Source organism: Corynebacterium sp. HMSC05D03 (assembly GCF_001807205.1).
Lineage (GTDB): Bacteria > Actinomycetota > Actinomycetes > Mycobacteriales > Mycobacteriaceae > Corynebacterium > Corynebacterium aurimucosum.
Genome location: NZ_KV788165.1, coordinates 35,212 through 47,950 on the forward strand (window position 1 = coordinate 35,212; position 12,739 = coordinate 47,950).

The 12,739-nt window shown below is 55.2% G+C and carries 12 protein-coding genes and 1 pseudogene; 4 read left to right on the forward strand and 9 right to left on the reverse strand.

The genetic code is table 11. The annotated features are described in order from the left end of the window. Positions 1-9: 9 nt before the first annotated feature. Positions 10-297 (reverse strand): annotated as a pseudogene (locus tag HMPREF3147_RS01975) (integrase core domain-containing protein); the annotation flags it as partial. A gap of 69 nt (positions 298-366) precedes the next feature. Between HMPREF3147_RS01975 and HMPREF3147_RS01980 the strand changes: the two are divergent. From HMPREF3147_RS01980 to HMPREF3147_RS01990, 3 genes are all read left to right on the forward strand, one after another. Then, the gene (locus HMPREF3147_RS01980) at positions 367-651 is read left to right on the forward strand and encodes an IS3 family transposase (protein WP_070444015.1); all 285 of its coding nucleotides are present in this window, start codon (positions 367-369) and stop codon (positions 649-651) included. A gap of 75 nt (positions 652-726) precedes the next feature. After that, a complete protein-coding gene (locus HMPREF3147_RS01985) occupies positions 727-1,125 on the forward strand; it encodes an IS3 family transposase (RefSeq protein ID WP_083276406.1) in 399 nt (132 codons plus the stop codon). Positions 1,126-1,345: 220 nt separating this feature from the next. Next, a complete protein-coding gene (locus tag HMPREF3147_RS01990; protein WP_070444018.1) occupies positions 1,346-1,663 on the forward strand; it encodes a hypothetical protein in 318 nt (105 codons plus the stop codon). Positions 1,664-1,722: 59 nt separating this feature from the next. Here HMPREF3147_RS01990 and pdxA read toward each other — a convergent pair whose 3' ends face one another. The 8 genes from pdxA to HMPREF3147_RS02020 all read right to left on the reverse strand — a co-directional run bounded on the left by pdxA (position 1,723) and on the right by HMPREF3147_RS02020 (position 10,559). Beyond that, a complete protein-coding gene (gene pdxA, locus HMPREF3147_RS12445; protein ID WP_083276407.1) occupies positions 1,723-2,745 on the reverse strand; it encodes a 4-hydroxythreonine-4-phosphate dehydrogenase PdxA in 1,023 nt (340 codons plus the stop codon). Next, complete coding sequence (locus HMPREF3147_RS12450; protein WP_083276408.1) at positions 2,738-3,991, reverse strand: four-carbon acid sugar kinase family protein; 1,254 nt, start codon at positions 3,989-3,991, stop codon at positions 2,738-2,740. Before HMPREF3147_RS12450 ends, pdxA begins: the two co-directional genes overlap by 8 nt. Then, on the reverse strand, positions 3,992-5,008 hold the full coding sequence (locus HMPREF3147_RS02000; RefSeq protein ID WP_201828758.1) for a 2-keto-3-deoxygluconate permease: 1,017 nt from the start codon (positions 5,006-5,008) through the stop codon (positions 3,992-3,994). 120 nt (positions 5,009-5,128) lie between these two features. Beyond that, positions 5,129-6,298: a UTRA domain-containing protein gene (locus tag HMPREF3147_RS12455; RefSeq protein WP_083276409.1), complete on the reverse strand. Its 1,170-nt coding sequence runs from the start codon at positions 6,296-6,298 to the stop codon at positions 5,129-5,131. A gap of 282 nt (positions 6,299-6,580) precedes the next feature. After that, entirely contained in the window at positions 6,581-6,952 is a 372-nt protein-coding gene (locus tag HMPREF3147_RS02005) for a hypothetical protein (protein ID WP_070444024.1), read from the reverse strand. Positions 6,953-6,999: 47 nt separating this feature from the next. Then, complete coding sequence (locus HMPREF3147_RS02010; RefSeq protein WP_070444027.1) at positions 7,000-7,749, reverse strand: succinate dehydrogenase/fumarate reductase iron-sulfur subunit; 750 nt, start codon at positions 7,747-7,749, stop codon at positions 7,000-7,002. Continuing rightward, on the reverse strand, positions 7,749-9,788 hold the full coding sequence (locus HMPREF3147_RS02015) for a fumarate reductase/succinate dehydrogenase flavoprotein subunit (protein ID WP_070444030.1): 2,040 nt from the start codon (positions 9,786-9,788) through the stop codon (positions 7,749-7,751). Before HMPREF3147_RS02015 ends, HMPREF3147_RS02010 begins: the two co-directional genes overlap by 1 nt. 15 nt (positions 9,789-9,803) lie before the next feature. Then, positions 9,804-10,559, reverse strand: a complete 756-nt coding sequence (locus HMPREF3147_RS02020) for a succinate dehydrogenase cytochrome b subunit (RefSeq protein WP_070444033.1) — start codon at positions 10,557-10,559, stop codon at positions 9,804-9,806. A 402-nt stretch (positions 10,560-10,961) separates the two neighbouring features. On the opposite strand from HMPREF3147_RS02020, the gene ramB reads away from it, so the two are divergent. Next, positions 10,962-12,368, forward strand: a complete 1,407-nt coding sequence (gene ramB, locus HMPREF3147_RS02025) for an acetate metabolism transcriptional regulator RamB (protein WP_070444035.1) — start codon at positions 10,962-10,964, stop codon at positions 12,366-12,368. Positions 12,369-12,739 lie beyond the last annotated feature (371 nt).

A 12,739-nucleotide genomic window follows, 5' to 3' on the forward strand; every position in this document is an offset into this window, starting at 1 on the left:
ACCTAGTGGTTAGGCAGCTATTTCTTTTCTGCTGGTGGTTGAACCGGTGTGGTTCTCGAAGTCGACGGGGCTGACCATCCCCAGTGCGGAGTGCCGGCGCCGACGGTTGTAGACGACTTCAATCCAGTAGGCAACGGCCTTATGCGCGGCATCACGGGTCGCCCAGCGCTTACGGTCGTAGAACTCGGTTTTAAGCATGGACCAGAACGACTCGGCCATCGCGTTATCGAAGCACACACCAGTACGCCCCACGGACTGAGCAATGCCCAGGCTGCGGCACACCTCCCAGAGCTTGGACCTGACCCCTGTTAGGTAGACACCTGATATCCAGCCCGGTTGGGTTGGGAAGAAAGGTAATCTACCACCATGCCTAGGTACTCCGAACAGTTCAAACGTGATGCTGTGGCCCTCTACGAAAACAATGAGGACCTATCACTTCACGCGGCTTCAGCAGAGCTTGGAGTCAATCGCTCCTCACTTTATTCCTGGCTTAAGCAGTACGGCACCGGCAAACGTGCCCGCACGAAGACCATGCGTGACAAGGCCCAGGCGACCACTGATTCTGAACGGATCCGCCAGCTAGAAAAAGAAAACGCGAAACTGCGCGAAGAACGCGACATCCTGCGCAAGGCCGCGAAATATTTTGCTTAAAGAGACACGCTGGTAATCCGCTTCCAGTTTGTCGATGACCACCAAACCGAATACTCGGTCAAGCGGATGTGCCACGTGTTAAATCTCAATCGCTCCTCGTTCTACAAATGGCTCAACATCCGCCAAGAACGCAGGTTAAAGACGTGTTCCGATGCCCTTATTGGTGCGAGAATCAAGACCATCTTCGATAATGAGCACGGGCTTTATGGTGCTAAACGCATCGCTGCAAGCCTCAACGACGAGGCGGACTTTCCCCCGATCAACCACAAGAAGGTCGCACGCATCATGAAATCCATGGGGCTGAAAGGCTTTACTAAACGGCGTCGATGCATCACCACCAGGCGCAAGCCTGGCCATCGAGTCATGCCCGATTTAATAGGCCGCAAATTCACCGCTGACAGGCCGAACCACGTCTACGTAGGCGATATCACCTTCAGGATACCTCTCGTCGTGAACATCCCAATGCGTGTGTGATCTGCGCGTAGCTAGCACCATCAAGGCACATCGCGATGATCTGCTTGAAGTTGGCCACAAGGACCAGCTCCTTCCAAGTAGAAGTTGACGCAACACCAGCGGATTGTGGTGTCGCCAACATCAACTATGAAAGAAAACCCCCTTGCAGTACCGGGTACGCAGAACACCGGTACCAACTACGCGGACTCGCGGTACCAACTACCCCAAATCGACAGGTGGCATGCGCGGCGACATCGTCTTCCGCCTCACGGTGCCGTCCGCGCGCTGTGGCTGCTCCCTGCCGGAGCTCATGGGCTGGGTGGTCAAGGCCAACCAGGAGCAAGCCGTCGTGACCTCCTACCTCATCCTCAATGACGGCCACGAGGACTTGAACCTGCTGCTTCTCGGCCGCATTTCCACCGCCTGGGACTACAGTGACGCCCAGCTGCGGGCGCAGCTGGGCGGGATCCTCGCGCACATGTGGGTCTATGCCGAGGACTTCTACCGAGAGATCAACCCCAAGCGCGGGCTCGAGTACGTCTTTGAAAGTGGAGACTGACGAAAGGATTGGTCTCCGAAGACGGCAAACAAGTAATTAATGAGGTCTTGTGGATCCGTTTAGCTCGAAGCCACGGTCCAGACATCGGCCCATCCAGAAGAAAGCTCAGCGGCACGCCTCGTTGCCAGTACTAAAGATTCTTCGCGTGCAATGCCTTTTCCAGCGATGTCAAAAGCGGTGCCGTGATCCACGGAAACACGTACAACTGGGAGGCCAGAAGTGATGTTTACCCCGTTGTCTCCGTATACGGCCTTGAACGGAGCGTGTCCTTGGTCGTGATAACAGGCGATAACAAGGTTGTATTTTCCTTTTACTGCAGCAGGAATCAGTGCATCAGCTGGCAGCGGTCCTGTGACGTTTATTCCTTCTTCTTGAGCTCTTTGGATTCCTGGGAGCAGTTGGTCTTGGTCTTCATCGCCGAACAGACGATTTTCACCTGCGTGTGGATTGATTCCGCAAACTCCAATTGTCCACTCAGGGTGTCCATTAGCCTTTCCAAGAGCTGCTGCGAGTTTGATTACATTGTAGGTTCGATCCGGTGTACACGAATCAACTGCGGACTTGAGTGATTGGTGGGTGGTCAGGTGAAAGAGAAATAGATCATCTGCGGAAAGAATCATTGAATAGTTTTCCACGCCAAATTCATGTGCCAAGATTTCTGTATGTCCAGGCCACAGGTGTCCGCCCGCATGCATGGCTTCTTTGTTCAGCGGTGCGGTGACAATCCCTTGAACGAGGTTCTTTTTTGCGTCGTCGCATGCAGCGACGACGAATCGGTATGCACCATCGCCTGCGGTGGCCGAAACTTTGCCGAGCTCAACTCGTTCAAGTTCTGGTCCAACCTGGATGACTTCGATTCGGTTGGGATCATTAGTTGCGTCACTTGGAGAAGTCAAGACGTGAACGGAATTTGGATCTAGACCTGCTACCTCACATCCATGGCGCAATGAATTGGCATCACCGTAGGCTATGGGGACACAAATTTCACGCAGTTCAGGGTGAAGCAGGAGTGTCTTAGCTGTGATTTCGGGTCCGATTCCGGAAATGTCTCCGATGGTAATAGCAAGTGTTGGATTATTCATTTGAAATTCCTTTCCAAATTTGATTCACAATATTGATCAATAGATTGGGTTCCCCAAATCCACCAGACTTTGTCACGATGGGTAGCTTTTCAAATGGCCCGTCTACGACTATTGAGAGAGGAACGCCTTTTTCAATGCTTCCGAGAACTTGGGTATTTGCTATGGAAAGTTCTTTGAAGCATGCAGCAGAGCCGTCTCCACCGAAAATGATTAGCGATCCAAACTTTCCGCTTTGTAGTGCCTTCTTAGTAAGTGATGAAAGCTTGTTCGCGAAGTCAGATGCAACTTGAGCTCGTTTTTCAATCGATGCAGTAACCGTTGGGTTTGCTCTCAAGACGAGTACACCATTGGTGTCTTGCGAAAGCACACTGATTTGCCGTAGAAGGCTGGGCATTGAGGGGTCTTGTGTGAGCTGAGCTGGGGCCGGGCTGAACACAGTAGACGAAACTCCTGCGGAGTCTGAAATATATTCATCGACCTGTGCTTGACTCACGTCATGAATCGATGTCACCACGACCAAAGGTGGAAAATCGATTGGTAGCGGTAGTTTTGCTGCTGATTTTGGTTCGCTTGCCTTGGCGATAAGTGCTTGTGCAAGGCCGGCAGAGCCGACAAAGACAATTGGCCGCTCGACTCGGTCCGCGACTTCACTAATCTGCTCTAGATCTTCTTGAACTCTTGCATCGAAAGTAATTATTTGAGCGGTGCTTTCGATAATTTCTTGGACACAGTGGTCGACGTCGTGGTGATTCCTAACATGAAATGAGCCAGGAATTAGATCGCCAATTCTGGAAGACTTCACGGGTGTGATCGGATCTCGCCCACTGCGAGTTTCGGTAACTGGAATTCCGTCTACGTATAGAACTTCATCATTGATGACTCGTCCCATTTCTGGATATGCGGTGCAAACGAATGCGAGCGCATTTCGATTACCAAGTCCTGCGATTGCGCCCTTAATTTGTTGCGCCACAGATCCCCGCATCGTTGAATCAACCTTGAGATAAATCTGCTCAAACCCGGCTCTTATAGCTTGCTCAGTCAAATTCCTTGTGGTTTCCTCGGCCTTTGCGTAGCTTGGTCGGGTGGCAGCGTTGATTGCGACAACTTCACTTCTTGAATTGTCCAGTTTTACAAGTTCTTGAACGGAGCTTGTGAGGAGCGTGTTGAAACCGTTGTCTGCGAACTGGACTGCGGTGTCATTTGCTCCAGTAAGGTCATCCGCTAAGACTAGGGTACGAGGTAACATTTAGACTTTCTCCTCGTCAAGATTTTGTGGCACTTCGGCCTCACTCCGATCTATCAATCCGCCTTCTTTCTTGAGAACGTACGCTGCGAGTAGGGGAGCCAGAATTGCAGAAACAAGAACTGCGGCGGCTACCTGAGTTGTGGCTGCATCTACATATTGGACAAACGTAGGGTCTGCTTCTGCAACGATTAACGGAGTCGCTACAGCATTTCCAGCTGTTGTAGCCGCGGCGAAGCCCATGCCTGATTCTCGGCCGCGTCGAAGAACAAATTTGTATCCAAGATAGGTAACCGCGCCGGTAAGAAGTACCGAAATTACGCCGAGGATCAGTCCCATCGCTCCGCCTGTGGCGATTGAGCCCAAGTTAATTCCGGTTCCTAGAGCAAAGGCAAAGAATGGAATTACGATGGCACCGGTAGGACGGAGAACGTCGGTCCATTTGGGATCAAGATTTCCTACAACCATTCCAATGATGAGTGGAATGACTGCTGCGGCCATTAGCGAGAGAGGGATGTCGGCCATTCCTGAAGCGCCTAAGAAAAGTAAAGTGAAGAAGGGGCCATCATTTACGGCTGAAGCGATGTACGCGCCGCGATCTCGGTAGTCGCCGTATTTGCCAGTGAAAGCGAGCCATACTCCGCCGTTGGAATTTGCTACCACGGTTAGTAGAGCGAGGATTGAAATTCCGAAGAATCCATCCAAACCGATCAGGTGTCCAAGCCCAACGATCAGAAGGCCCGGAATAATTGTCTTGGCGAGAAGAATTGTTCCCGCATGTGCGAGCACTGGTCCGGAGCTTCGAACAGTGATTTGGGTACCTGTAGCAAAAATTAGTAGTGCAATTAGTGGCGTCGCGGACGATTTGAAAAGTCCGGTGGTAAAAGAACCCATGTCAAGGAATGAAGGGAAGAAAGTTCCGACGATTGATCCCAGAATGAGGGGGATGACCATTGTTCCGCCAGGGACTTTATTCATCCAATCCCAGAGAGGAAGGATTGATTTTTGTGATTCAGCCATTCCAATATCCTTAGTGTAGATGCTGACAGACAGCATCGCTTATCCGTACAAGTAAGAATTTAGCAACTTGTACGGATAAGTCAAGGGTCTTATGGCTGTCTTTTTGTGTGCCGGTTCACACTATGTGGAAGTTTCGAGATCTAGCGCAACGCGGGTACCGGCGTGGAAAGTGGTAAATCGTTCGATCTCATCCCCGTCGATATTTGTTGTATTGCCTGAGAGCACAAGAAGGGGGGCGCCAACTGGCAACTCTAAGAGGGCGGCTAATTCCTCAGACGCAGGAATGGCTGTAATTGATCGTGACGAATGGGTAGGCATGTTTCCTGCTGAGCGGAATAGGTCATGTAGCGAACTCTGCTCCAGTGAATCTTCGTCTACCCCCGTGGCAGCCTCGAAAGGTACCTGCGTGTCGATGACGCAGAATGGTACACCGTCCAAGAATCTGATTCGGCGAAATGTAATATCTCCACTAATGGAATTCCTTGTCAGCGTCAGCACTTTCGTACGAACGTCCATTTCTTGGAGCAGGGCCTGCATGCCTAGACCATTAAGTGATTGGGCAACTCGATGGACTCTCTTCGGATTTATTACCTCTGTTTGTCGACCTTGCGATTTGGAAAGTAAACCTTCTGATTCTAAGAGGGAAAGCGCTTGGCGAATGACGGATCGGGAGACGTCAAAACGCTGTTGAAGGCTGGATTCGGAAGGTAAGTATCCAACTAGCACAGATGAATTTATTTCGTCTCGGAGTGTTGTGGCGACGGTCAAATAGAGCGGTATTCGAGTTGGCATTGGAATATTCGGGGTTATTGAACCTGTTTTAGGTCTAATCCTATCGGCAAATCCCCTCGCATTGTTGGAACCACATTTTGAACATGCTTTGGCATTCCTTTGGAAATGCATTGGGTCGTTCGAGATTCTATTTTCCTGGAGATCGGTATCGAGTGCAGAAGGTTGGTTGATTCGGCTGGGGCAAGGTTGGGGGCTAGGGGTGTCGAACAAGAAATAGTAGATCGACCAAGGGCCATAATCTAAGCCTTGCTCCATTAACTGTTGTCTGGCATGGACGACTGCGATTTTGTCGGCTTCGTCAAATTTCTTAAACGGGTTCTTCGGGGCAGTCGAATCCGGCACAATACCTGCTCGGCCCTTCTGCGCTATCCGGTGTTTGATGTTGTGGTACGTCTGCCGCGAGATCCCCAATTCTTTGCAAAACTGTGTGACCGTCTTGCCGTCACGAACGGGATCGAAATCTGCGACCTTTCTACGCTTATGCAATGGAATAGCCATCCGGCTATTCCACCGCCGTAAATGTCCCAAAAGCCACTAGACATCCTGTCCAAAACCTCCTGGACTCCGCGTCCAAAAAGTCGCTAGACATCACAGTTCTAGGCTGAATGAATATTCCGCGCAAGGAGGCACGAGCGGGACGTCGCCAAGCGCCGGCGCTCACCCCAAACGCCAACAACCCCCACCTCCTCACATGGTCTCCCATGCGTTGTGTTTGTTTGGAGGTGGGGGTTGTTGTGGTACCAGTACAGAAACTCAGGCGTTCAACGGCCTAGGAGGTGCCTAGTTGATGCGGCCGGTTTCCTTGCGGTACTGGCGGTAGTAGCGGCGGCCATACTTGACGGCGGCGATAGCCAGGATGGCTACGACAACGCTGGCGATGGCGCCCACGATCAGGTTGATCTGGTAATCAGCACCCGCGGTACCGTCCGGGTAGAGCCAGGTGCCGAGGCCCCAGATCAGGATGCCCAGCGGCGGCAGGATCGAGAGAGTCAGACCCATGCCCACCCAGGTGGAGGTGCGCAGCAAAGAAGAGTGCGGTGCGCCGTAAGAAACGGGGTCATATCCCTCGATGTAGGAGTCCTGAATCTTACCGGAGAACTCCGGGTAGGTCTCGCTGTGGTGATCAGCAACTGCCGGGTTGAGGTCGCTCATGGCTGAAACTTTCTCTCGTTCCTGTTAATCCTGTGAATGACTATAGCTTAGTCGTCCTTGCCGCGGAAAGCAGCACGTGCGCGTTCGCGGGTAACCGCGGAAACCGCGGTCAGCGGCACACCAGCCGGGCAGACGTCGGCACACTCGCCATAGAGCGAGCAGTGGCCGAAGTTCTGCTCCAGATCGTCCACCATGTTGCGTGCGCGGCGGCCACGCTCTTCCTTGCCCAGCGGCATGAGGGAGAGGTGAACCAGCTTGGCGCCGGTGAACAGGTGGGCAGCACCGTTCGGGCAGGATGCCACGCAGGCACCGCAGCCGATGCAGGCAGCGTGATCCAGGGCGTACTCGGAGGTCTCGTGGTTGACGTGCAGGGTGTCAGCGTCCGGAGCGGTACCCGCATCCATGGACACGTAGCCGCCCTGCTCCATGACGTGGTCCAGCTTGGCGCGGTCCACGATCATGTCCTTGATAACCGGGTAGGCAGCGGAGCGGAAAGGCTCCAGCTTGATGGTGTCGCCATCCTTGAACTGGAAGAGGCGCTGCTGGCAGGCCGGGGTGTTCTGGCCCGGGCCGTGCGGGCGGCCGTTGACCAGGAGGCCACAGGTACCGCAGATGCCCTCGCGGCAGTCAGAAGCGAATGCGAAAGGCTCGGTGCCTTCCTCAATGAGGCGGTCGTTGACGTGGTCGAGCAACTCCAGGATGGACATCTGCTCGGCGGCGTCGTCAACCTGCACGGTCTCGAACTTGCCTTCTTGCGTCGGTCCGGCTTGACGCCAGATCTCAAGTGTCAGTTTCATTACTTGTAGTTCCTTGTCATCAGCGGGATCGAATCAAAGTACAGCGGCTCAGCGTGGCGGATGAACTCGCCCTCAGCAGCGCCCGGCTCCCAAGCGGAAACAAAGCACCAGTTCTCGTCATCACGCTCGGCCTCGCCGTCCTCGGAGAGGTGGTCCTCGCGGAAGTGAGCACCACAGGACTCGTCGCGGTCAAGGGCGTCAATACACATGAGCTCACCCAGGTCGATGTAGTCAGCAACGCGCAGACCGTACTCGAGGACCTGGTTCATGTCGTTGGCCTCACCAGTGATGCGGACGTTAGCCCAGAAGTCCTTGCGCAGCTCGCGAACCTTCTCGATGGCAACCTTGAGGTCCTCGACGTTACGGGACACGCCGCAACCCCAGTAGAGGATGTCACCCAGCTGGCGGTGGTAGTACGCCGGGCCGTGCGGGTTCTGGCCCTGGATGGACATGAGGCGGTCGATGCGAGCCTGAGCGCGAGCGACAGTCTCGTTGGCCTCAGCAGAATCCTCAGCCAGCTTGGCCTCACCCAGGTGGTGTGCCAGGTAGTTCGGGATGGTGAACGGCAGGGTGAACCAGCCATCAACGGAAGCGGACAACAGGGAGTTCGCACCCAGACGGTTGGCGCCGTGGTAGGTCCAGGAGCACTCACCGGAGGCGAAGAGACCGTCGATGGCGGTCATCTCATTGAAGTCCGTCCACAGGCCACCCATGGTGAAGTGGCAGGTCGGGGCGATACGCATCGGGGTCTCATAAGCGGATTCACCAATGGCCTCTTCGTACATTTCGATGAGGTTGGAGTAACGCTCGCGGATCTTGTCCTTGCCCAGACGCTCGATGGCGTCGCGGAAATCCAGGTACACAGAGTTGTGCAGCGGTCCAACACCCAGGCCCTTGTTGATCTGCTGGGAGATGGCACGGGACGCCACGTCACGCGGGACGAGGTTACCGAAGGCCGGGTAGCGGCGCTCCAGGAAGTAGTCGCGCTCCTCTTCCGGAATCTCGTTGGCAGGACGGTCATCCTTCTCCTTGATCGGAGACCAAATGCGGCCGTCGTTACGCAGCGACTCGGACATGAGGATGGTCTTGGACTGCCACTCGGAGTTCACCGGCAGGCCAGTCGGGTGGAACTGGATGAATGCCGGGGAAGCCAGGTAAGCACCGTTCTCGTACGCACGCATCATGGCGCCAGCGTTCGAGTTCTTAGCCAGCGTGGACATGTGGTAGACGTTGCCGTAACCGCCGGTACCGAGGATGACTGCGTGGCCGGTGAAGGCCTTCAGCTCGCCGGTGATGAGGTTACGGGTCACGATGCCGCCGGCGCGCTTCTTGCCACCGTCGGTGTAGGTGATGATGTCCTGCAGGTCGTGGTGAGCGAAGAGCTCCACGTTGCCCAGGCCAATCTGGCGGTAGAGCGCAGACGTGGTGGACAGCTGCAGCTGCTGGCCTGTTTGGCCACGGGTGTAGTAGGTGCGGGAGACCTGCACACCACCGAAGGAACGGGTAGCCAGGGTGCCGCCGTACTCGCGAGCAAACGGAGCACCGATGGCGTTCATGTGGTCGATGACGCGGATGGACTCATAAGCCAAGCGCCAGCAGTCGGACTCGCGGCAGCGGTAGTCGCCACCCTTCACGGTGTCCTTGGTGTGGCGGTAAGCGGAGTCGTTATCCACCTTCTTGTGGCGGGAAGAGTTCACACCACCCTGCGCAGCAATGGAGTGCGCACGGCGCGGGGAGTCGTGGTAGGTGAAGACCTTTACCTTGTAGCCCAGCTCGCCGAGGGCAGCCGCAGCGGAACCAGCAGCCAGGCCGGTGCCGACAACGATGATTTCAAACTTGCGGCGGTTCAGCGGCGAGACCAGCTCCATGTGGTCCTTCTGGTAGCTCCACATGTCCTTCATCGGGACGCCGTGCGGCTCGTGGGACTCCAGGATGCGGCCCGGCTTAACGCCCGGGACGATGGACTGCGGGTGCGAGAAGTTCGGGTGCTCGCGCTTGAGTTCAGTGTTCGCGTTCGACACAGGATTCGCGTTAGTCATGGGTTCAAAACTCCTTTAGCTGACCCAGCCCAGGGCGACGGACAACGGCATGACGATGTTTGCCAGGCACACGACGGCCGGGACAACGTACGCCAGGATGACAAATACCTCGCGCCACTTAGCACCGGTAATACCCAGGTCGGAAGCCGCAAGGCGGATGCCGTGGGTCAGGTGCAGGAAGAGGCAGAGCATGGCGACGATGTAAATGATGGTCACCGGCCAGCGGGAGAAGGTAGCGATCATGTTGGCCTTCACGGCACCATGAGCGAAAGCCTCCGGAGCGATCGGCTGAACACCCATCGTCAGATCCAGGATGTGGAAGACGATGAACAGGAGCAGCACGACGCCGGTCACCAGCATGGTCTTCGTCGCAAAGGAATCCATGCCGCCCATCAGGTTGGTGCGCTTGAACTTACCGCGGGATGCCTTGGAGCGAGCGGTCAGCGCGAAGGCACCGTAAATGTGGGCGATCACGCACGCCAGCAAAACGATGCGGATGATCCACAGAAGGTGGCCGCTCGGAATCAGCGGATCACCCATGCTGCGCAGGAATGCACCGTAGGCATCGAGGGCTTCCTGGCCGTCATGAGCCGGCAGGTAAAGCTTCAAGTTGCCGGCCATGTGTCCCACAACGAAGAGTGCGAAGAACAGACCGGTAATTGCCATCGTCAGTTTCAAAGCCCAGGACGGAATTCCCGGCTTAGGACGAATCGTTTCATTAGTAATGCGGCCGTGAGCGAGAGCTTCACGGTCAGGATTTTTTACAGACATGACACCTCCATAGTCGTCCTTACCTTACGCAGAACTTCACGCTGACCACTAGTTATCTCTTTGCTTTGCAGGCCCCTTGCCCCTCCTACAGCCCGCCGAAAGATTTGAGATAAGGCAAGGGTTGCCTTAAGTGCCCCACCCCTTTTGCCGCTCTACCTTGATCACTTCCCTTTACGCAATATTGACCTTGCGAAAACATTTCGCCGATGAGACTTTTGTCACAGGGTGTGGCGTGAGTGACGACCCTACCCCTTTAGGTGTCAAACTTTCGCTTGGTATCCGCCTTTCATTTCCCGCCCAGCACCTTGCCAACACCCCCACTTCGCAGCGGAGTTAAAATACTTCACACATTCCTTGCAAAAATATTGTTATGAGTGAAAGGCACTAGGTAACCTAGCTCACATGAGCAAGACATACGTGGGTTCGCGCCTGCGCCAGCTGCGCCGCGAACGTGATCTCAGCCAAGCCTCCCTCGCCGCTACGCTGGGGCTTTCAGCGAGCTACGTCAACCAGATTGAGCATGACGTGCGCCCGCTTACCGTCCCGGTCTTGCTGAAAATCACTGAAGCATTTGGCGTTGATGCCACGTTCTTCTCCCGCGATGATGACTCACGCCTGCTGGCAGAAATCCAGGATGTCGTACAAGACCAGGAAATCTGCCCCTCCCCCGTGGAGCTTCAGGAATTGTCCGAGTTGGTTTATAACCACCCCACCGTTGCCCGCACGCTCGTGGATATCCACCGTCGCTACCGCAACATTCGCGACAAGCTTTCGCTTGCCACCGATACCCGCCGCTCGGATGGCAGCCAGGCGCTATCCATGCCTCACGACGAGGTGCGGGACTTCTTCTATGCCCGGCAGAATTACCTCGATGAATTGGATATTCATGCCGAGGGAATTGCCGCGGAGCTCGGCGTCACCCCCTTCCACATCCGCGATATCGAGCAGGCTCTAAATGACAGGCTCATATCCCAGCACGGCGTGGAGATTCTCACCACCGATCGCATGGATGGCACACTGCACCGCTTTGACAAGAACACCGGCACCCTTCGCCTAGCCAGCCGCCTGAGCGTGGGCCAGCGCGCCTTCCGCATGGCGGCGGAGCTGGGGTTCCTGGAAGCGGGTGAGCTTATTAGCCACCTCGTGGACGAAGAACCCTTCACCTCGGATGCCTCGATCAACTTGGCCAAGCGGGGAATCGCCAACTACTACGCTGCAGCCATCCTTTTGCCCTACAACCTCATCCATAGTGAGGCCGAGCAATCCGGGTATGACGTGGAGTACCTCTGCAATGTTTTCGGCGTGGGCTATGAAACCATTGCCTCCCGCCTTTCCACGCTGCAGCGACCCAACAAGCGCGGCATCCCCTTTACCTTTGTACGGGTGGACCGCGCCGGCAACATGTCCAAGCGCCAATCAGCCACGGGCGTGCACTTTTCCAACTCCGGCGGCACCTGCCCGCTGTGGAATGTCTACGAGTCCTTCTCACGCCCCAACACCATTTCCCGCCAGCTGGCGCAGATGCCGGATGGGCGCAATTACCTCTGGGTTTCGCGCACGGTGAGCTACCCGCAAGGCCGTTTCGGGGATACCAACAAGCTCTTCTCCATCGGCTTGGGCTGCGAGGCCCGCCACGCCAACCGCACTGTCTACGCCCAGGGCCTGAACCTCGATGCCCTTTCTTCCGCGACCCCGATTGGCGCTGGCTGCCGCACCTGCCCGCGCCAGAACTGTTCGCAGCGAGCTTTCCCCGCTATCAACGAGCAGTTAGTCATTGATGCCCACCGCTCCGCGGTTGCGCCGTACTAACCAGATCTCGCGACACGCGCAGTAGGGACTAGCCAAAAGGAACGCTTTTACACCACAAATAACGTTTTATTGTCTTTTATGGGGAGCGCTCTCCAGAGTCGGGATGAATTTTTCCGGGGACAGATCCGCCCCCAGGAATCCTGTTATACATCTTGAACTGGACATTTAAGCTTCCGCCAGCCCATATACATTGACCTTAAAAAGCTTTCTCATGATTTTGCCTATCAAAATACATAGATTTTCCATGGTCGAATTTCTTATAATGGAACATGACCGATATCCCCTATCGAAAGGATCACTATCATGAGCAGCTTTGCTAACGGTTTCCTTGGCCAGATTCAGGGCCTTCTCGTAACCATCGTTAATGCACC

Bases quoted from the DNA above. Each gene is read 5' to 3' on its own strand.
- HMPREF3147_RS02000 (WP_201828758.1), bottom strand. From the start codon at position 5,008: ATGGCTGAATCACAAAAATCAATCCTTCCTCTCTGGGATTGGATGAAT.
- ramB (WP_070444035.1), top strand. From the start codon at position 10,962: ATGAGCAAGACATACGTGGGTTCGCGCCTGCGCCAGCTGCGCCGCGAA.
- HMPREF3147_RS02020 (WP_070444033.1), bottom strand. From the start codon at position 10,559: ATGTCTGTAAAAAATCCTGACCGTGAAGCTCTCGCTCACGGCCGCATT.
- HMPREF3147_RS02005 (WP_070444024.1), bottom strand. From the start codon at position 6,952: ATGAGCGACCTCAACCCGGCAGTTGCTGATCACCACAGCGAGACCTAC.
- HMPREF3147_RS01980 (WP_070444015.1), top strand. From the start codon at position 367: ATGCCTAGGTACTCCGAACAGTTCAAACGTGATGCTGTGGCCCTCTAC.
- HMPREF3147_RS12455 (WP_083276409.1), bottom strand. From the start codon at position 6,298: ATGGCTATTCCATTGCATAAGCGTAGAAAGGTCGCAGATTTCGATCCC.
- HMPREF3147_RS02015 (WP_070444030.1), bottom strand. From the start codon at position 9,788: ATGACTAACGCGAATCCTGTGTCGAACGCGAACACTGAACTCAAGCGC.
- HMPREF3147_RS12450 (WP_083276408.1), bottom strand. From the start codon at position 3,991: ATGTTACCTCGTACCCTAGTCTTAGCGGATGACCTTACTGGAGCAAAT.
- HMPREF3147_RS01990 (WP_070444018.1), top strand. From the start codon at position 1,346: ATGCGCGGCGACATCGTCTTCCGCCTCACGGTGCCGTCCGCGCGCTGT.
- pdxA (WP_083276407.1), bottom strand. From the start codon at position 2,745: ATGAATAATCCAACACTTGCTATTACCATCGGAGACATTTCCGGAATC.
- HMPREF3147_RS02010 (WP_070444027.1), bottom strand. From the start codon at position 7,749: ATGAAACTGACACTTGAGATCTGGCGTCAAGCCGGACCGACGCAAGAA.